An 18,347-nucleotide genomic window follows, 5' to 3' on the forward strand; every position below is an offset into this window, starting at 1 on the left:
TATAATCGCTCCTTCTAACTTTAAAAACTATATTAAGCTTCTTCTTTTCGCGTAATTGTTATAGTCGCATTACCTGATGCAGGTTTTACATCCACCCCTGAAGGGCCATCGACATTGATTGGCACCTCATGATCACCTTCACCAAGGTCTGACAGGCTCAAATATAGATTAAAATCCTCCGCTTTGAGATCCTGAACCGTGCTGCTTTTTCCGGTAACCGTAATACTTGTCCGTCCGGAAGCTGGATTTCTTAGTACTGCTTCATATTCTTCAGCTAAGCCGGCTAAATTGATGGAAAGGCTTGAAAAGGTTTTGGTTTCCTCTTGTTCCTGTGCCTGTGTTTCTTCAGCAGGCTCTTCGGTGTTTTCCTCTTCTCTATCAGCATTCTCTGCATTCTCTGCATTCTCCTCAGTACTAACGTCAATAGACGCCTTCACTGTCTTAGGGTCCACTGCAGAAATGCCATCCGGGATAATAACCGGCAAGGTGAGCACGGTATCTTTTTCAATCTTGCTGACATCCACCTCTACCCTGACACTTTCAGTCTCATTTAATATTTCTTCCCGGCCCGTTATGGAAGCCTCGTTAACATCGAGTTCAATCGAATTAATGGTAACACCATCTTGAGGGTCCCCCTTCCGGACGATCGTAACGGGAACCGTCTTGCTTAACTGCTTAACCGGCACTGTTACTTGAATTACTTGGGGTTCCACAATAACATCAAGCTTATTCATCTCACGGTCCAATACCCTGACAGTTGCTTCATCAGTGATTGTCTCGGTTATTGGTCCCTTTACATCCAAGGTTGCTTTAACAAAGCTGATCCGCTCAATCACTTCTTTTGCTCCTGTGATTTTTACCGTCTTTGGTTCCGCAGATGCCGCATCGGCTGAATACCCCTCACCAAGCAGGCCATTATTAAATTCTGCATCCACTTTAAACTCCTGGGTCACTTTTTCGTGGACTGTCACATCAGCATATTGCGGATTGATCGTCACATCAAGTTTATCTGAGATATCGCGGATCTTAATTTCCACTCTTTGAGAGCCGATTTCTGCATTTGTCAAATCTACATATACTTCAAAGTTCTGCAGTTTTTTAGCTTGCTCCAGATGGCTTTTTGGCCCTTCTATACTTAAGTCCACTGTTTCCGGAATACCGGTAACGACCAGATTTTCCGTATCATAATAGCTTTTCACCGGGACATCTTCAACAATGCCTGAATCCTGCTGGCCAGGAACGTTTATATCCTTTAATTCCTTATCTGCATCATAAACAGAGTCAAATAGAAAAAGTGCCAGAATCAACGCAACAATTTTCATGAACCAGCGGGTATCTACCAATTTATCAATTAACTTATCCATTCTTTTTCCCCCTCCAGTTCCAAAGACCTGAAGAAGTCTGCTTTATTTTCTGTTGAACAAGCAATTCACTTGAAAGCATATCTTTAAAAGCTTCAGCTTTTAAATCACGGTGCAGCTCACCGTTTTTGGTTAGGGAAACACTTCCTGTTTCCTCCGAAACGATAATGGTAATACTGTCGGTTACTTCACTTATACCTAAAGCAGCCCTATGTCTGGTGCCGAGCTCTTTTGAGATGAATGGGCTTTCTGACAGAGGCAGATAACACGCTGCTGCTGCCACACAATTCTTTTGAATGATAACGGCTCCGTCATGCAGCGGTGTATTCGGTATAAATATATTAATCAGGAGCTCAGATGAAATTTTAGAATCCAGCTGAATACCGGTTTCAATATAATCGTTCAGCCCTGTTTCCCTCTCAACTGAAATAAGCGCCCCAATGCGGCGTTTAGCCATATAATCCACAGCCTTAGCAATGGATTCGACCAGTTTCTCCTGATTTTCCTCCTCCTGATTAGCTGTCCTTGAGAAGAATCTCCCTCTCCCCAATTGCTCCAATGCTCTTCGCAGCTCCGGCTGGAAAATGATAATGATGGCCAGAAATCCCCAAAGAAGCACTTGTTCCATCATCCAACCTAATGTTTGCAGGTGGAACTTGTCGCTTGCTACTTTGACCAGGATAATGACAAAAATCCCTTTTAGCAATTGGACAGCCTTTGTTCCTTTTACAATCATTATCAGTTTATAGATGACATACCAGACAAGGAGAATGTCTATTGTATTAGCCAACAATTTCAAAATAGAGAAATCTGCAAACGACATTATCCTTCCTCCAAATATATATTTCAAAAGCAATACATGCTTAAAGTTCCTTTATGTAACTTTCATATTATATCATATTTGACGCTAATTCCAATTTTGAGACAACAGACACTACCTGGAAAAATAAGTACACTAAGAATCCCTGCATTAAAGCAGGGATTCTTACTATGGTTATGTCTATTTCTCTTTATCTGTTTCTCCGCTTTCAAATACATTTACAGCATCCTTGGCTGCCTTTTTGATGTGGTACCACAGCCATTCGAAAATGGCATCAACCTCTTCGATTTCTCCGGTAACATTACCGGCTGAAGCCATATATTGCTGGCCATTGATGACCGTAACATTTCCGTCTATTTCGCCCTGGATTTCCAAGTCTCCGTTCTTAACTACTACATCGCCTTTTACCACTTCGCCTTCTGGTACAATCACCTTATCGTTCTCCACCACAAGGTTTGGCTGTTTGGAAACTGATAGTTGGTGATCCTGGTCCCAGGATGATACGACGCTTCCCATCATCAGAACAAGAAAGAGGGATGCAGCAGTTAAAAGCGGATGATGCCTGAACCAGCGCTGGACCCCGACTTTCCGCTTTTCTTTGGGCAATTTCGCCATAACGTTTGCCGTGAAATTTTCAGGTGCCTGTATATGTGAAGTGCTTTGGACTAAAGCGATCGTCTTCTTTAATTCATGGAAATGAATTTGGCATTCCTCACAGTTCTGCAGATGGGCCCTTAATTCCTTCTCATGTTCGGCTGAGATCTCTTCATCTAGGTACTCATGCATATAAACAACCATTTCTGCTGGACATTTCAAAGTTCTCACCCTCTTTTTTAAACGTATCTTAATTGATTCCTAAGTGCTTCCCTGCCCCGGTGAATCCTGGTTTTAACCGTTCCCAGAGGAAGATCGAGCGTTTCACTGATCTCGTTCAGCGATAATTCTTCAATATATTTTAGAACAATAACCGAACGGTATTTTTCCGGAAGCTTCGATATTTCCCTTTGGATTGTTTCCTGCAGTTCCAGACTTTCTACATCTTCCTCCGGCAGCCTCGCATCTGAAGCAATTTGAGAATACATGTTCAGTCCATCCGTTCCTGCGACCTCTGCATCCAGATAATAATCAGGCTTCTTTTTTCTGATTCTGTCTATACAAAGGTTAGTGGCAATCCGATAGAGCCACGTGGAAAATTTCAAGTCAATATTAAAGCTGGCAATGTTTATATAGGCTCTTAAGAAAGCCTCCTGAGCGATATCCTCTGCCTCATGCCTGTTTCCCAGCATTCTGTAGCAAATCTGAAAAACTTTATCTTTGTATATTTCAACAACTTCAGCATAAGCATCCTGGTCGCCTTTTAATACTTGCTTTATCCTCTTCTTTACGATTGTCTCCATTTTTTTACCTCCGCTCCAGTGCGGCTAATCGATAATACGAATCGATAGCGGAAAAGGTTTCATTTTAATTAAAAAACATTCAATTTCTATATTAGCAAATTTTTACTTATTCTGGTTTATTTTTTTCCTTTTAGGGTATAAAAGTACTAAATTAATCGAAAAGGGTTGATTACGGTGTGTGTTAAGGAATTATTGAGAGATATTGAGGAATGCCGGTCAAGAATGATCCAGTTAACAGCTTCCGCTTCTTTTACAGACCACTCGGTAGTTGATACGAGCACAAAACTCGATCAGCTTCTAAATAAATATTATACACTCACAGCAAAAAAATGAGCAGAACTTGTTTACGTTCTGCTCATTTTTAATTCAATTATTTATAGAAGCTTCTCGCCAAATAGTGAACCCATAAGCGCGACCGCCACAGTAGCTGTTTTGTTTTTGTCATCCAGGATTGGGTTAACCTCTACAAACTCAGCCGATGTAATGATCTGCGATTCTGCAAGCATCTCCATGGCCAAGTGGCTTTCACGGTAGCTGATGCCTCCAATAACCGGAGTTCCAACACCAGGGGCATCATGCGGATCCAGCCCATCTAAATCCAGAGACAGATGAACACCATCTGTATTTCTTTCTTTTAAATATGTAATAGACTCCTCCATAACCTTTGTCATCCCAAGCCGGTCAATTTCGTGCATGGTGTATACTTTAATGCCTTTTTCCTTAATAAGCTCCCGCTCTCCTTCATCCAAAGATCTTGCCCCAATAATGACAATATTCTCTGGCTTAACCTTTGGAGCATATCCCCCTACATTGGTTAAAAGCGGGTGGCCAATTCCCAGGCTTACCGCAAGAGGCATGCCATGTATGTTCCCTGAAGGTGATGTTTCAGCTGTATTTAAATCCCCGTGGGCATCATACCAGATTACCCCAAGATTTTTGTAGTGCTTCGAAACACCGGCCAATGTTCCAATTGCGATGCTGTGATCCCCGCCCAGTACTAATGGAAAAGAACCACTTTCTATTGCTTTATCAACTTCTTCGCCCAGTTTTTCTGTTTTTTCAGCAATAAGGTCCAAGTTTCTAAGATTTGATTTTGGATCGATTTGAACTTCCGGACGGCCGATGGCAATATCGCCCTGGTCATGGATTTCTTCGAATAAACACTTTAATCGCTCATTCACACCGGCATATCGGATCGCACTTGGCCCCATGTCCACACCGCGTCTCATCTGGCCAAGATCCATTGGCATTCCAATTATCGATAATTTCTGTCTTTTCATAGTAAAGTCCTCCCTTTCCCTTCATACTCATATTTTAACCGCTTTCAAACACATGACTCAACTCGACAAAATCGTGTATATATATGCGGCTGCCGGAAAAAGAAGCTTCTAAAAATACCATAGTAACTTTCTAAGTTTTGCCACTTATTGTTTTGTGAAATAAAATAAAAAATCCCTAAACCATGCTGGTTTAAGGAATGTCGTATTATGTATGATGGTGGAGCCTAGCGGGATCGAACCGCTGACCTCCTGCGTGCAAAGCAGGCGCTCTCCCAGCTGAGCTAAGGCCCCATTTATTTGGAGCGGAAGACGGGATTCGAACCCGCGACCCCCACCTTGGCAAGGTGATGTTCTACCACTGAACTACTTCCGCAAACATATTTATATTCACAAGTAAGACCTTCAGGACTCGATTCCCAAGGTCTGTGTTTTTCTATAAAGTGAGCCATGAAGGACTCGAACCTTCGACCCTCTGATTAAAAGTCAGATGCTCTACCGACTGAGCTAATGGCTCGAAATATAATTCTGATGCCTAAACTTCATTTGCAGATGTGCTTCAAAGCCCTGCGGTCTTTGTCGCAGATTTTAAAAGCTTGCCATTCAGGATGTAACGCTTCGATGCTGCAATCTTTTAAAATCCTCTACCGACTGAGCTAATGGCTCAAAAATGGCTGGGCTAGCAGGATTCGAACCTGCGAGTGACGGAGTCAAAGTCCGGTGCCTTACCGCTTGGCTATAGCCCAATAATTACAAAATAAAAAGGACATTCATAGCTTGTCCAGTTTTTTGTGTTTTTATTAAAAATAAATGGTGGAGGGGGGCAGATTCGAACTGCCGAACCCGAAGGAGCGGATTTACAGTCCGCCGCGTTTAGCCACTTCGCTACCCCTCCATCTATAAAAAAAAGATGGTGCCGGCGAGAGGACTTGAACCCCCAACCTACTGATTACAAGTCAGTTGCTCTACCAATTGAGCTACACCGGCAAATATGGTGGAGGATGACGGGATCGAACCGCCGACCCTCTGCTTGTAAGGCAGATGCTCTCCCAGCTGAGCTAATCCTCCATTATGGTGACCCCTACGGGATTCGAACCCGTGTTACCGCCGTGAAAGGGCGGTGTCTTAACCGCTTGACCAAGGGGCCTAGTACTCTAGTTGTCTACATTAAAAGAGCTTCCAACCGGGCTCGAACCGGTGACCTCTTCCTTACCATGGAAGTGCTCTACCTGCTGAGCTATGGAAGCAACAGCTCATAATTCCCAAAAGGGCTTTATGGAAATGGCTCCGCAGGCAGGATTCGAACCTGCGACCGTTCGGTTAACAGCCGAATGCTCTACCACTGAGCTACTGCGGAAAAGTGGTATTTGTAAACAGCCCGGCAGCGTCCTACTCTCACAAGGGGACAGCCCCTAACTACCATCGGCGCTGAGAAGCTTAACTTCCGTGTTCGGTATGGGAACGGGTGTGACCTTCTCGCCATCGCCACCAGACTATTTTCAAAAGACAAGTATGATTATACTTTCTTTTAATGTTTTTTTCAAGAGGAAATTTCATTTTTTCGTTCCCTCAAAACTAGATAATGTATGAAGAAGCATTTGCCGAGTATTCACCAATGACTTGTCTAGCTTCGGCTCCTAACCTCTCGGCCGTTTCGATCCGTCCCTCCAAATCCCAAAACCAGGATTTGAATGGCCGGCTCTCCAACGTCTCTCAAAGTTGAACAGTCGCCTCCGCTTTTCGTTTTGGTTAAGTCCTCGATCGATTAGTATCAGTCAGCTCCACATGTCGCCACGCTTCCACCTCTGACCTATCAACCTGATCATCTTTCAGGGATCTTACTAGCTTGACGCTATGGGAAATCTCATCTCGAGGGGGGCTTCATGCTTAGATGCTTTCAGCACTTATCCCTTCCGCACATAGCTACCCAGCGATGCCTTTGGCAAGACAACTGGTACACCAGCGGTGCGTCCATCCCGGTCCTCTCGTACTAAGGACAGCTCCTCTCAAATTTCCTGCGCCCACGACGGATAGGGACCGAACTGTCTCACGACGTTCTGAACCCAGCTCGCGTACCGCTTTAATGGGCGAACAGCCCAACCCTTGGGACCGACTACAGCCCCAGGATGCGATGAGCCGACATCGAGGTGCCAAACCTCCCCGTCGATGTGGACTCTTGGGGGAGATAAGCCTGTTATCCCCGGGGTAGCTTTTATCCGTTGAGCGATGGCCCTTCCATGCGGAACCACCGGATCACTAAGCCCGACTTTCGTCCCTGCTCGACTTGTAGGTCTCGCAGTCAAGCTCCCTTGTGCCTTTACACTCTGCGAATGATTTCCAACCATTCTGAGGGAACCTTTGGGCGCCTCCGTTACTTTTTAGGAGGCGACCGCCCCAGTCAAACTGCCCACCTGACACTGTCTCCCGCCCCGATAAGGGGCGCGGGTTAGAATTTCAATACAGCCAGGGTAGTATCCCACCGACGCCTCCACCGAAGCTGGCGCTCCGGCTTCTCAGGCTCCTACCTATCCTGTACAAGCTGTACCAAAATTCAATATCAGGCTACAGTAAAGCTCCACGGGGTCTTTCCGTCCTGTCGCGGGTAACCTGCATCTTCACAGGTACTATAATTTCACCGAGTCTCTCGTTGAGACAGTGCCCAGATCGTTACGCCTTTCGTGCGGGTCGGAACTTACCCGACAAGGAATTTCGCTACCTTAGGACCGTTATAGTTACGGCCGCCGTTTACTGGGGCTTCGATTCAAAGCTTCGCTTGCGCTAACCTCTCCTCTTAACCTTCCAGCACCGGGCAGGCGTCAGCCCCTATACTTCGCCTTGCGGCTTCGCAGAGACCTGTGTTTTTGCTAAACAGTCGCCTGGGCCTATTCACTGCGGCTCATCAGGGCTATTCACCCTAATGAGCACCCCTTCTCCCGAAGTTACGGGGTCATTTTGCCGAGTTCCTTAACGAGAGTTCTCTCGCTCACCTTAGGATTCTCTCCTCGCCTACCTGTGTCGGTTTGCGGTACGGGCACCTTTTCCCTCGCTAGAGGCTTTTCTTGGCAGTGTGGAATCAGGAACTTCGGTACTAAATTTCCCTCGCCGTCACAGCTCAGCCTGTGTGGTAACGGGATTTGCCTCGTTACCGGCCTAACTGCTTGGACACGCTAATCCAGCAGCGTGCTTACCCTATCCTCCTGCGTCCCCCCATTGCTCAAACGGTAAAGAGGTGGTACAGGAATATCAACCTGTTGTCCATCGCCTACGCTTTTCAGCCTCGGCTTAGGTCCCGACTAACCCTGAGCGGACGAGCCTTCCTCAGGAAACCTTAGGCATTCGGTGGATGGGATTCTCACCCATCTTTCGCTACTCATACCGGCATTCTCACTTCTAAGCGCTCCACCAGTCCTTGCGGTCTGGCTTCAACGCCCTTAGAACGCTCTCCTACCACTGACATCGTAAGATGTCAATCCACAGCTTCGGTGATACGTTTAGCCCCGGTACATTTTCGGCGCGGAGTCACTCGACCAGTGAGCTATTACGCACTCTTTAAATGGTGGCTGCTTCTAAGCCAACATCCTGGTTGTCTAAGCAACTCCACATCCTTTTCCACTTAACGTATACTTTGGGACCTTAGCTGGTGGTCTGGGCTGTTTCCCTCTTGACTACGGATCTTATCACTCGCAGTCTGACTCCCATGGATAAGTCTTTGGCATTCGGAGTTTGTCTGAATTCGGTAACCCGATGGGGGCCCCTAGTCCAAACAGTGCTCTACCTCCAAGACTCTTACTACATGAGGCTAGCCCTAAAGCTATTTCGGAGAGAACCAGCTATCTCCAAGTTCGATTGGAATTTCTCCGCTACCCACACCTCATCCCCGCACTTTTCAACGTGCGTGGGTTCGGGCCTCCATCCAGTGTTACCTGGACTTCACCCTGGACATGGGTAGATCACCTGGTTTCGGGTCTACGACCACATACTCATTCGCCCTATTCAGACTCGCTTTCGCTGCGGCTCCGTCTCATCAACTTAACCTCGCATGTAATCGTAACTCGCCGGTTCATTCTACAAAAGGCACGCTATCACCCATTAACGGGCTCTAACTACTTGTAGGCACACGGTTTCAGGATCTCTTTCACTCCCCTTCCGGGGTGCTTTTCACCTTTCCCTCACGGTACTGGTTCACTATCGGTCACTAGGGAGTATTTAGCCTTGGGAGATGGTCCTCCCTGCTTCCGACGGGATTTCTCGTGTCCCGCCGTACTCAGGATCCACTCTGGAGGGAACGAAGTTTCAACTACAGGGCTTTTACCTTCTCTGGCCGGCCTTTCCAGACCTGTTCATTTACCTCGTTCCTTTGTAACTCCGTGTAGAGTGTCCTACAACCCCAAGAGGCAAGCCTCTTGGTTTGGGCTAATCCCGTTTCGCTCGCCGCTACTCAGGGAATCGCGTTTGCTTTCTCTTCCTCCGGGTACTTAGATGTTTCAGTTCCCCGGGTCTGCCTTCTATACCCTATGTATTCAGGTAAAGATCCTATCCCATTACGGATAGGGGGTTTCCCCATTCGGAAATCTCCGGATCAAAGCTTACTTACAGCTCCCCGAAGCATATCGGTGTTAGTACCGTCCTTCATCGGCTCCTAGTGCCAAGGCATTCACCGTGCGCCCTTTCTAACTTAACCTACTTCGGCCGCTGATCGACTGCGGATCTCTGCGTCAGCTCTCTCGCTCCGCTCCTCACGTACTGAAGTACGCTCCGGTGCTCACTCGGTCGCTTCCTTGATCTCCTTGCCGCTCATCGTCCTCATGGTTTGTGCTCTTACTTCGTTTTAAAACAAAAATAAGAGAAAAAAACTAAGATGGCGATTACTCGGTTATTGCTTCTTCATTAACATTATCTAGTTTTCAAAGAACGAATCTTTCATTGAGAGATTGAACTCTCAAAACTGAACGAACAAAACACGTCACGTTTCATGTAAATATCCTTAGAAAGGAGGTGATCCAGCCGCACCTTCCGATACGGCTACCTTGTTACGACTTCACCCCAATCATCTGTCCCACCTTAGGCGGCTGGCTCCAAAAGGTTACCCCACCGACTTCGGGTGTTACAAACTCTCGTGGTGTGACGGGCGGTGTGTACAAGGCCCGGGAACGTATTCACCGCGGCATGCTGATCCGCGATTACTAGCGATTCCGGCTTCATGCAGGCGAGTTGCAGCCTGCAATCCGAACTGAGAATGGTTTTATGGGATTCGCTTAACCTCGCGGTCTCGCAGCCCTTTGTACCATCCATTGTAGCACGTGTGTAGCCCAGGTCATAAGGGGCATGATGATTTGACGTCATCCCCACCTTCCTCCGGTTTGTCACCGGCAGTCACCTTAGAGTGCCCAACTGAATGCTGGCAACTAAGATCAAGGGTTGCGCTCGTTGCGGGACTTAACCCAACATCTCACGACACGAGCTGACGACAACCATGCACCACCTGTCATCCTGTCCCCCGAAGGGGAACGCCCTATCTCTAGGGTTGTCAGGAGATGTCAAGACCTGGTAAGGTTCTTCGCGTTGCTTCGAATTAAACCACATGCTCCACCGCTTGTGCGGGCCCCCGTCAATTCCTTTGAGTTTCAGCCTTGCGGCCGTACTCCCCAGGCGGAGTGCTTAATGCGTTTGCTGCAGCACTAAAGGGCGGAAACCCTCTAACACTTAGCACTCATCGTTTACGGCGTGGACTACCAGGGTATCTAATCCTGTTTGCTCCCCACGCTTTCGCGCCTCAGCGTCAGTTACAGACCAAAGAGTCGCCTTCGCCACTGGTGTTCCTCCACATCTCTACGCATTTCACCGCTACACGTGGAATTCCACTCTTCTCTTCTGCACTCAAGTTCCCCAGTTTCCAATGACCCTCCCCGGTTGAGCCGGGGGCTTTCACATCAGACTTAAGGAACCGCCTGCGCGCGCTTTACGCCCAATAATTCCGGACAACGCTTGCCACCTACGTATTACCGCGGCTGCTGGCACGTAGTTAGCCGTGGCTTTCTGGTTAGGTACCGTCAAGGTACCGGCAGTTACTCCGGTACTTGTTCTTCCCTAACAACAGAGTTTTACGATCCGAAAACCTTCATCACTCACGCGGCGTTGCTCCGTCAGACTTTCGTCCATTGCGGAAGATTCCCTACTGCTGCCTCCCGTAGGAGTCTGGGCCGTGTCTCAGTCCCAGTGTGGCCGATCACCCTCTCAGGTCGGCTACGCATCGTTGCCTTGGTGAGCCGTTACCTCACCAACTAGCTAATGCGCCGCGGGCCCATCTGTAAGTGATAGCCGAAACCATCTTTCAGCTTTCCCTCATGTGAGGGAAAGAATTATCCGGTATTAGCCCCGGTTTCCCGGAGTTATCCCAGTCTTACAGGCAGGTTGCCCACGTGTTACTCACCCGTCCGCCGCTGACTTCAGGGAGCAAGCTCCCATCTGTCCGCTCGACTTGCATGTATTAGGCACGCCGCCAGCGTTCGTCCTGAGCCAGGATCAAACTCTCCATATAAGAGTTGATTAAGCTCATAAATTGTCTTTTCAAAAAAGACTAAAGAATTAACGTTGACGTTTTTGTTCGTTCAGTTTTCAAAGATCAATCCGCCGCTCAGAAGCGACTTTCTTAATATATCACGTGTCAGCATCGACGTCAACAACTTTTTTTAAGTTGTTTTTTATTGGTGCTTTCCGTCATCAGCGACGTTTATTAATATACCAAGATACCAATAACAAGTCAACAGCTTTTTATATTTTTTTAATAAGAAAAGAAATATCTATTATCCCTTATTTTCCCGATGCTGTCTTGAACGCATGTATTTAAGGCAGTCTGCTGGCGTTGCCATACGCTGAAATAAAGAAAATAAGATTTTATATCGTTCTTCCATAGCTCTTTTGACAATATGGTCGATCCTGTCATCTTTTAAATCGAATAATATTTCGTCCATTTCCCGCTTAATGAGGTACTCGATTTCTTTCAGCTCTTTTTGGTTTAATAGCATTCCAATCATTTTGATTGCCTCCATTGTATTATTCAATTTGTTTTCTGTAGTATTTTTCCATTTAGGATTTATTATGAGTGAATTTTTTATACATGGAAGAGACAAGTTCAGCATAGGTATGGATTAGGAAGGTATCGGACGAGGTGAATTGTTATGAACTTTTTTTATGTATTGAATGGTAAGTCTTTAAAACAAGTTTCGCTGGTTGTCATTGCAGCATTTTTCACAGCTTGGTTCCTCTATATGCAGAGCATTGTCCATTTGCCTGCTTTTTCAGCCAAAGACGGGCCTAAAGCGATATACAAAGGGGAAAAGGATTTAGCCCTCACCTTTAATATTGGATGGGGGGATGTAAAAGCAGAACCCATACTGGATATTCTCAAAGAAGAGAATGTTAAAGCGGCGACCTTTTTTCTGGCTGGTTCCTGGGCCGAACGACATCCGGATTTAGTTTCAAGAATCGTCAAAGAAGGTTACGAAATTGGGATTCTGGGCTATGGCTATGAAGATTATACAGAGCTAGAAGAAGACAAGATCAGAAGAGACCTCGCAAAAGCACAGGAAGCATTTAGAAAGCTGAATATTAAAGACATTAAGCTTGTGCGCGCCCCAACTGGACATTTTGACCAGAAAACGTTAAAGGTCGCTGAAAGAATGGGCTACACTGTTGTCCATTGGAGTGTTGATTCAAAGGATTGGACCAATCCGGGTGCAGAGAGGATTGCAGAAAATGTATCAAAAGCTAAAAAAGGAGACATTGTACTTCTGCATGCGTCCGATTCTGCAAAACAAACAGCCAAAGCCCTTCCGCTCATTTTAAATGATGTAAAAGCCAAGGGACTCAAATTCGTTTCCGTTTCTGAAATGATTGCTAATGCTGAGACGAAGACAAGTGAAATAAAATAGATAAGCGAAGCGCCTTGCCCACCCCCGATAAGCACAAGACGAGAGGGCAGGATGCTTGCGCCAGACAGTTATCGACATTCAAAATTCTATACTTAAAACAAAAGCCATCCATTATTTGGATGGCTTTTGAGCTAGATTGCTTCTTTGTTTTTGAGAATCCTCATTTAATTTATGAAGGATAAGCAGCTGGTAGGTGTTGCAGACTAGTAATGGGAACAGCATTAAATATAGCCAGCTTTCCTCATTTACCCTTAAGACCGGCACCCACTCAATGGCGGTTACAACCACCATAAAAAATACTGCAGGAATAAATGCATGCTGATTGGTCTGCTTTGCTTTAATTGCAGCAACCACAAGTGCGACTATAAGAAGAAAAGCCGCTACGCCAATATACGGAAGCATGCTGTCTCCCCCTCCCGCAAAAGCCTTATAGCGGAAGTAAACCAAGTCAAACAAAGCAAATAAAATCAGGACAATCTGAATAGGATTCCACAATCCTTTAAAAATCCCCAACCCGAAGCGGTGTACCGTCAAATATGCAAAGAAGCCCATTTGGCTAATGATGCTGAAGATTAATCCTACACCTATAAGCCAGAAGAATACCGACAGAATCTCAAGGAAATCGAAGTCAGTAAAAATAGGCGCAAATTCATCCCAGCGCACAATAAATCCGACAACTCCAGTAGTTAATCCTCCAACTAAAAGAGTTGATATAAAAAGCTTTACCCAATTACGGCTAGTCAATTTATTTTTCCCCCATAATAAATAAATTCATTCTTTATGATTGTACCAACCAAAGTTTGAAAAATCTAGGCATTGTATTTCCAGCGCATAATATTTGCTGAATTTCTTCATTCTAAAGGTAAGGACACCTCTGAAAGGAGCTTCATCATGATAAAAAAATTCCGTTTGCTCCTTCCATTAGCGCTAGTGTTTTTCATATCAGGCTGCGGCCAAGGTGAAACGGGCAACGGCCAAATGGATTATGAGCAGACTAAAAAAATGGTTGTAGATATATTAAAGACCGATGAAGGAAAAAAGGCGCTCGAAGAATTGATGGCTGATGAAAAAATGCAGCAAAAGATGGTCATGGACCAAAAGGTAGTAGCCGATACCATTGAAAAAACCTTAACCTCTGATAAAGGTACAGAGTTTTGGAAGAAGTCCTTTGATGATCCAAAGTTTGCCGAAAGCATGGCAAAAAGTATGCAGAAAGAAAATGAACAGCTATTAAAAGATCTAATGAAAGACCCTGAATATCGGGGAATGATGATAGAAGTACTTAAAGATCCCGAACTCGAAAAAGAAGTTACGGATGTCCTTAAAAGCAAGGAATATCGGGAGCATATACAGAAAGTAATGACCGAGACATTTGAAAGCCCGCTTTTTAAAGCAAAAATTCAGGACATCCTTCTGAAAGCAGCAGAGGAAACGAAAAGCGGTCAGCAAGGCGGTGAAGAAAGCGGCGGTGAAGGCGGCGGCCAGGGTGCAGACCAAGGCGGCGGCGGTGGCGGCCAGGGAGGCGGAGCATAACTCCACCTTTAAAAAGAAAACCTCTTCCAATTCGGAAGAGGTTTCTTTCATTACTTGCTTTCAATTGATTGGATAACTTTGCGGGCGATATCTGTATAAATCTGTCCGAGCTTATGTTCTTCATCATAAATGGACGGTGCGAAGTCTTCTTCATTCCAATCAGGCTGCTGAAGAGGCAGCTGGCCCAGCACTTCTGTCCGCAGTTCCTCAGCAAGCTTTTCACCGCCGCCTTGACCAAATACGTGCTCTCTTTCACCAGTCAATTGGCTCTCGAAATAGGCCATGTTCTCAATAACACCCAGGATTTCATGCTCAGTACGAAGTGCCATAGCACCCGCCCTCGCAGCGACAAACGCAGCTGTAGGATGCGGAGTTGTCACAACGATTTCCTTGCAGGAAGGGAGCATTGTGTGCACATCCAGGGCCACATCTCCTGTTCCCGGCGGCAAATCAAGAAGAAGGTAATCCAATTCGCCCCATTCTACTTCATTGAAGAAGCTGTTCAGCATTTTGCCAAGCATTGGGCCTCTCCAGATAATTGGTGCATTATCTTCTACAAAGAATCCCATTGAAATCACCTTTACTCCAAAGCGCTCAACCGGCAGAATCCTTTCTCCTCTGACTACGGGGCGCTTTGTAATGCCCATCATATCCGGTACGCTGAATCCATAAATATCGGCATCGATCAGACCGACCTTTTTTCCTAAACGGGCCAGGGATACTGCCAGGTTTACAGATACGGTGGATTTGCCGACTCCGCCTTTTCCGCTGGCAATCGCAATAAACTCAGTTTTATTTCCAGAAGAAAGCAGGCCTTTGTCTTCTTCAGCCGCTGCCTCTCTATATTGTGAAAGCACTTCATCCGGAAGCTCGCTGAAGCGTATGCCAACGGTTTCCGCTCCTGCCTCTTTTAGAAGATTGACGATTTGAGTCTGAAGCTGAAGCTGTTCAGCTGTACCTGTCTTGGCAATTTGAATCTTGACGCTGACATGGTTCTTTTCTTCCTTGATTTTAATTTCTTCAATGGCGTTAAGTTCGCCCAATGTTCTATGTATAAATGGTTCCTTTAAGCCGTTTAAAGCTTCTTTGACTTTCTGTTCAGTTAACATACATTGCACCCGCCTTCTGAATTCGTTTCCAATTTAGTATAACATATTGAATATTCTATACTGTTAATTCTATCACACCAGGGATACATTCACTATTTCCCTGCATCTAAAAAGAAAAGGCACTTTTTAAGCGCCTTTTCATTCCCATGTTTCGGTCAGTTCTTTTTCATTGGTATAGTAGCGCATGATTCCATTGTAAATGGAGGCAGCAATTTTATCCTGATATTCATCAGTTTTCAGATTGGCCCGTTCCCCCGGATTTGATAAGAACCCAACTTCTACTAGGACACCTGGCTTTTTGGCGTATTTTAAAATAAAAACATTGTTTAAAGGCTTCGAATTCCGCTTGGTATTCTCCAGGTTGCGGCGGAGTTCGTCCTGTATGAACTTTGCCGCTTTGGCATTTTCCTTAATCGCCGGTGCATAGAATGTCTGCGCTCCGCTCCATCTGGGGGAAGGAATTGAATTTAAATGAATGCTGACATAAAAATCAGAATTAGAAGTATTGATCATTTCAAGCCGTTTCTTCAGGTCTTCTACTTTCCTCCGGCTGTAACCCCTGGTTCCCTCTGGTGCAAGGTCTCTGTCTTCCTCCCTCGTCATCAGCACAAGCGCTCCCTGCTCCTGAAGGTAATCCCTTACTTTTAATGATACATCCAATGCGATATCCTTCTCGAGTGCACCTTCATCGCCTGCCCCGCCATCCGGACCGCCATGGCCGGGATCAAGCAAGATAATCTTTCCTGTTAAAGGAAGATTCCACGATTCCCAGGAATCATCATCCGTAAAGTCATATTGCAAAATTAGAAAAAGGACGATAAGCCCGATCGCAAACCCGCCTATTTTTAATTTTTTCTTCATATGTCCCAATCAGTCCCCCCTGCTTATCCTCATTTCAATATATGGGACAAGATGGAGATCTAGAACTTTGATCAGGACACCCCTTTTTACATTGTACTTTTCAGTGGAGACGCAATTTATGCCTTCTCTCCCCTTTATTGAATCCTTCCGACCACCAGCTGCTTACATATTGCTCACACATATAATAAAGGGATTCGCTCATTACCGCTTCCGAACCATGACCCCAATAAAGGAAAAAGTTATATAGTGTGTCCACTAAATGCTTATACTCTTTTTCACATCTATGGCGGACCTGATCCAGCGATTCGCCATAGAGCCCAAAACGGCTGTAGTTGGCCCCCAGCAAATAGGCTTCAATCGCAACATCAAAGCATGCCTCCTCAATTCCGGCATTCATCATCAGACCGGAGACAAATCTGGAAGAACCAAAAAATTGCTGTACCTTCTCTTTTAAAGCTTTTATCGAAATTTCCCGAAGGACGGATTTTTCATATTTGATCTGCTTTTCTCTTTTTTTCTCTTTAAACGTTGTTATGACAGTCACTGCTTTCTCACCCCTTGAGGATAGTCTTTATCTGCAGAGGGAGAGAAATGCAAAAAGCAACCGCGAATCGGCTGCCAATTTTTTATCAGAAAAGCGAAAGGAGCCCGCTTAAAGGAACCCCTATTAAAATCGCCTCTTCCTATAGTCAGACAAGTATCTAATACAGGAATAAATTCTTATTTTTTACGCAAAGCACCAGCCGGAGCTGATGCTTTTAAATACGCTTTTTATCGGATCTGTCCATTTCCGGACATGAGATATTTTCGGGTTGTTAATGCCGGCAGTCCCATTGGGCCTCTCGCATGGAGCTTCTGTGTGGATATGCCGATTTCAGCACCGAAGCCAAGAGCCCCTCCATCCGTGAATCTGGTCGAGGCATTATGGTACAATGCTGCAGCATCTGTCAGCTGCATGAATCTTTTGGCTGTTTCACCATTTTCCGTAATGATCGCCTCAGAATGCTTTGTTCCATATCGGTCAATATGATCAATGGCCTGTTCAAGGCTATCAACGGTTTTTACCGCCAAATCCAGGCTTAAATATTCATTTGCCCAATCGCTCTCGCCCGCTGGCACAACATTAGGCAAAGCTTTTGCCGCAGCCTTATCTCCATGTACTGTTATACCGTGCTTTTTCAGAGCTTCTGCAAGCAAATCTTTATGCTGGTTAAGCCATGCTTCATGTACAATCAGCGTTTCTGCTGCGTTGCAGACAGCCGGACGGTCTGTTTTGGCATTAACCAGGATATTGATTGCTTTTTCAGGATTCGCTTCCTTATCTACATAGATATGGCAGTTTCCCACCCCTGTTTCAAGAACAGGCACTGTTGCATTCTCAACCACTGCCTTAATAAGGGATGCGCCGCCTCTTGGAATTAAGACATCAATATGCTCTTTCATTGTAAACAGCTGCATTGCCGCTTCTCTGTCTGCTGTGGCAATAAATTGAACAGCCTCTTTAGGTATTTTCGTTTTTTCAAGAGCACCATGAATGATCTCCACTATAGCCTGATTCGAATTAAGGGCTGATGATCCGCCTTTTAGGACAATGGCATTTCCTGACTTTAAAGCCAGACCTGCTGCATCTGCTGTTACATTGGGTCTTGCTTCATAAATCATGCCGATGACACCCAGCGGAACCCGGACCTCTTCAACCTTCAGCCCATTATCCAAAGTCCATCCAGACATGACGTCTCCAACCGGATCGGGAAGTTCAGCTACCTGGCGAAGGCCAGCTGCAAATTCAAAAACCCGCTCTTTAGTCAATGACAGCCGGTCCATATATGCCTCTTCAAATCCATTTTCCTTGCCGTTTTTTAAATCGGCCATATTGGCTGCAAGAATTGATTCATATACAGTCTCCAAATCATCTGCAACTGTATGGAGTGCTTCGTTCTTTTCTTCCGTTGTTAAAATACTTAATGTTTTGGCAGCCTTCCTGGCTTTTTTCGCCTGTTCTTCTACATTATTTGTCTTTACTGCTGATGCAGTAGTCATTGAATCCCTCCTATTAGT

At 45.5% G+C, this 18,347-nt stretch carries 14 protein-coding genes, 10 tRNA genes and 3 rRNA genes; 3 read left to right on the forward strand and 24 right to left on the reverse strand.

Annotated features, from left to right (window positions below):
• Positions 1–32: 32 nt before the first annotated feature.
• The 4 genes from MKY20_RS02930 to sigW all read right to left on the reverse strand — a co-directional run bounded on the left by MKY20_RS02930 (position 33) and on the right by sigW (position 3,578).
• Complete coding sequence (locus tag MKY20_RS02930; RefSeq protein WP_009336398.1) at positions 33–1,364, reverse strand: CdaR family protein; 1,332 nt, start codon at positions 1,362–1,364, stop codon at positions 33–35.
• A complete protein-coding gene (gene cdaA / locus MKY20_RS02935) occupies positions 1,357–2,184 on the reverse strand; it encodes a diadenylate cyclase CdaA (protein WP_009336400.1) in 828 nt (275 codons plus the stop codon). Before cdaA ends, MKY20_RS02930 begins: the two co-directional genes overlap by 8 nt.
• A gap of 177 nt (positions 2,185–2,361) precedes the next feature.
• Positions 2,362–2,997 (reverse strand): anti-sigma factor family protein, encoded by a 636-nt coding sequence (locus MKY20_RS02940; protein WP_019381151.1) that lies wholly within the window; start codon positions 2,995–2,997, stop codon positions 2,362–2,364.
• A 17-nt stretch (positions 2,998–3,014) separates the two neighbouring features.
• A complete protein-coding gene (gene sigW / locus MKY20_RS02945; RefSeq protein ID WP_009336403.1) occupies positions 3,015–3,578 on the reverse strand; it encodes an RNA polymerase sigma factor SigW in 564 nt (187 codons plus the stop codon).
• 174 nt (positions 3,579–3,752) lie between these two features.
• On the opposite strand from sigW, the gene MKY20_RS02950 reads away from it, so the two are divergent.
• Positions 3,753–3,911, forward strand: a complete 159-nt coding sequence (locus MKY20_RS02950; protein ID WP_019381152.1) for an aspartyl-phosphate phosphatase Spo0E family protein — start codon at positions 3,753–3,755, stop codon at positions 3,909–3,911.
• A 41-nt stretch (positions 3,912–3,952) separates the two neighbouring features.
• Here the strand turns inward: MKY20_RS02950 and rocF are convergent, their stop codons facing one another.
• The 15 genes from rocF to MKY20_RS03025 form a co-directional block, all read right to left on the reverse strand.
• Complete coding sequence (gene rocF, locus MKY20_RS02955) at positions 3,953–4,858, reverse strand: arginase (protein ID WP_009336405.1); 906 nt, start codon at positions 4,856–4,858, stop codon at positions 3,953–3,955.
• A 215-nt stretch (positions 4,859–5,073) separates the two neighbouring features.
• A tRNA-Ala gene (locus MKY20_RS02960) sits at positions 5,074–5,149 on the reverse strand.
• A gap of 7 nt (positions 5,150–5,156) precedes the next feature.
• Positions 5,157–5,231: transfer RNA gene (locus tag MKY20_RS02965), tRNA-Gly, on the reverse strand.
• A gap of 68 nt (positions 5,232–5,299) precedes the next feature.
• Positions 5,300–5,372, reverse strand: a tRNA-Lys gene (locus MKY20_RS02970).
• A gap of 154 nt (positions 5,373–5,526) precedes the next feature.
• A tRNA-Gln gene (locus MKY20_RS02975) sits at positions 5,527–5,601 on the reverse strand.
• Between the two features lie 65 nt (positions 5,602–5,666).
• Positions 5,667–5,750: transfer RNA gene (locus MKY20_RS02980), tRNA-Tyr, on the reverse strand.
• 16 nt (positions 5,751–5,766) lie between these two features.
• A tRNA-Thr gene (locus MKY20_RS02985) sits at positions 5,767–5,842 on the reverse strand.
• Between the two features lie 5 nt (positions 5,843–5,847).
• Positions 5,848–5,923: transfer RNA gene (locus MKY20_RS02990), tRNA-Val, on the reverse strand.
• A 4-nt stretch (positions 5,924–5,927) separates the two neighbouring features.
• Positions 5,928–6,002: transfer RNA gene (locus MKY20_RS02995), tRNA-Glu, on the reverse strand.
• A gap of 27 nt (positions 6,003–6,029) precedes the next feature.
• Positions 6,030–6,102: transfer RNA gene (locus MKY20_RS03000), tRNA-Thr, on the reverse strand.
• A 35-nt stretch (positions 6,103–6,137) separates the two neighbouring features.
• Positions 6,138–6,212 (reverse strand) — tRNA-Asn (locus MKY20_RS03005).
• 19 nt (positions 6,213–6,231) lie between these two features.
• A 5S ribosomal RNA gene (rrf, locus tag MKY20_RS03010) occupies positions 6,232–6,348 on the reverse strand.
• A 252-nt stretch (positions 6,349–6,600) separates the two neighbouring features.
• Positions 6,601–9,536: ribosomal RNA gene (locus MKY20_RS03015) — 23S ribosomal RNA — on the reverse strand.
• Between the two features lie 307 nt (positions 9,537–9,843).
• Positions 9,844–11,393, reverse strand: a 16S ribosomal RNA gene (locus tag MKY20_RS03020).
• Together the 16S, 23S and 5S rRNA genes with 10 tRNA genes alongside form the textbook arrangement of a ribosomal RNA operon.
• A 265-nt stretch (positions 11,394–11,658) precedes the next feature.
• On the reverse strand, positions 11,659–11,889 hold the full coding sequence (locus MKY20_RS03025) for a hypothetical protein (RefSeq protein ID WP_019382796.1): 231 nt from the start codon (positions 11,887–11,889) through the stop codon (positions 11,659–11,661).
• A gap of 144 nt (positions 11,890–12,033) precedes the next feature.
• Here MKY20_RS03025 and pdaB point away from each other — a divergent pair, with 144 nt between their 5' ends.
• Positions 12,034–12,786 carry a polysaccharide deacetylase family sporulation protein PdaB gene (gene pdaB / locus MKY20_RS03030; RefSeq protein WP_009336623.1) on the forward strand — a complete coding sequence of 251 codons (753 nt, stop codon included), beginning with the start codon at positions 12,034–12,036 and terminating at the stop codon, positions 12,784–12,786.
• A 111-nt stretch (positions 12,787–12,897) separates the two neighbouring features.
• On the opposite strand, the gene MKY20_RS03035 is transcribed toward pdaB, so the two are convergent.
• The gene (locus MKY20_RS03035; protein WP_019382795.1) at positions 12,898–13,530 is read right to left on the reverse strand and encodes a KinB-signaling pathway activation protein; all 633 of its coding nucleotides are present in this window, start codon (positions 13,528–13,530) and stop codon (positions 12,898–12,900) included.
• Between the two features lie 147 nt (positions 13,531–13,677).
• Here MKY20_RS03035 and gerD point away from each other — a divergent pair, with 147 nt between their 5' ends.
• Complete coding sequence (gerD, locus tag MKY20_RS03040; RefSeq protein ID WP_217027636.1) at positions 13,678–14,319, forward strand: spore germination lipoprotein GerD; 642 nt, start codon at positions 13,678–13,680, stop codon at positions 14,317–14,319.
• Positions 14,320–14,369: 50 nt separating this feature from the next.
• Here gerD and MKY20_RS03045 read toward each other — a convergent pair whose 3' ends face one another.
• The 4 genes from MKY20_RS03045 to MKY20_RS03060 form a co-directional block, all read right to left on the reverse strand.
• Positions 14,370–15,428 carry an Mrp/NBP35 family ATP-binding protein gene (locus MKY20_RS03045; protein WP_071157941.1) on the reverse strand — a complete coding sequence of 353 codons (1,059 nt, stop codon included), beginning with the start codon at positions 15,426–15,428 and terminating at the stop codon, positions 14,370–14,372.
• A gap of 138 nt (positions 15,429–15,566) precedes the next feature.
• Positions 15,567–16,289, reverse strand: a complete 723-nt coding sequence (cwlD, locus tag MKY20_RS03050) for an N-acetylmuramoyl-L-alanine amidase CwlD (RefSeq protein WP_071157975.1) — start codon at positions 16,287–16,289, stop codon at positions 15,567–15,569.
• A gap of 100 nt (positions 16,290–16,389) precedes the next feature.
• Complete coding sequence (locus MKY20_RS03055; protein WP_071157943.1) at positions 16,390–16,833, reverse strand: YbaK family protein; 444 nt, start codon at positions 16,831–16,833, stop codon at positions 16,390–16,392.
• Between the two features lie 227 nt (positions 16,834–17,060).
• A complete protein-coding gene (locus tag MKY20_RS03060; protein WP_341000303.1) occupies positions 17,061–18,329 on the reverse strand; it encodes a glutamate-5-semialdehyde dehydrogenase in 1,269 nt (422 codons plus the stop codon).
• Between the last annotated feature and the right edge of the window lie 18 nt (positions 18,330–18,347).

Origin of the sequence: Cytobacillus sp. FSL W8-0315, assembly GCF_038002905.1 — a bacterium.
Taxonomy (GTDB): Bacteria; Bacillota; Bacilli; order Bacillales; family Cytobacillaceae; genus Cytobacillus; species Cytobacillus pseudoceanisediminis.

Bases quoted from the DNA above. Each gene is read 5' to 3' on its own strand.
- sigW (WP_009336403.1), bottom strand. From the start codon at position 3,578: ATGGAGACAATCGTAAAGAAGAGGATAAAGCAAGTATTAAAAGGCGAC.
- pdaB (WP_009336623.1), top strand. From the start codon at position 12,034: ATGAACTTTTTTTATGTATTGAATGGTAAGTCTTTAAAACAAGTTTCG.
- MKY20_RS03045 (WP_071157941.1), bottom strand. From the start codon at position 15,428: ATGTTAACTGAACAGAAAGTCAAAGAAGCTTTAAACGGCTTAAAGGAA.
- MKY20_RS03060 (WP_341000303.1), bottom strand. From the start codon at position 18,329: ATGACTACTGCATCAGCAGTAAAGACAAATAATGTAGAAGAACAGGCG.
- MKY20_RS03025 (WP_019382796.1), bottom strand. From the start codon at position 11,889: ATGATTGGAATGCTATTAAACCAAAAAGAGCTGAAAGAAATCGAGTAC.
- gerD (WP_217027636.1), top strand. From the start codon at position 13,678: ATGATAAAAAAATTCCGTTTGCTCCTTCCATTAGCGCTAGTGTTTTTC.
- MKY20_RS02930 (WP_009336398.1), bottom strand. From the start codon at position 1,364: ATGGATAAGTTAATTGATAAATTGGTAGATACCCGCTGGTTCATGAAA.
- cdaA (WP_009336400.1), bottom strand. From the start codon at position 2,184: ATGTCGTTTGCAGATTTCTCTATTTTGAAATTGTTGGCTAATACAATA.
- rocF (WP_009336405.1), bottom strand. From the start codon at position 4,858: ATGAAAAGACAGAAATTATCGATAATTGGAATGCCAATGGATCTTGGC.
- cwlD (WP_071157975.1), bottom strand. From the start codon at position 16,289: ATGAAGAAAAAATTAAAAATAGGCGGGTTTGCGATCGGGCTTATCGTC.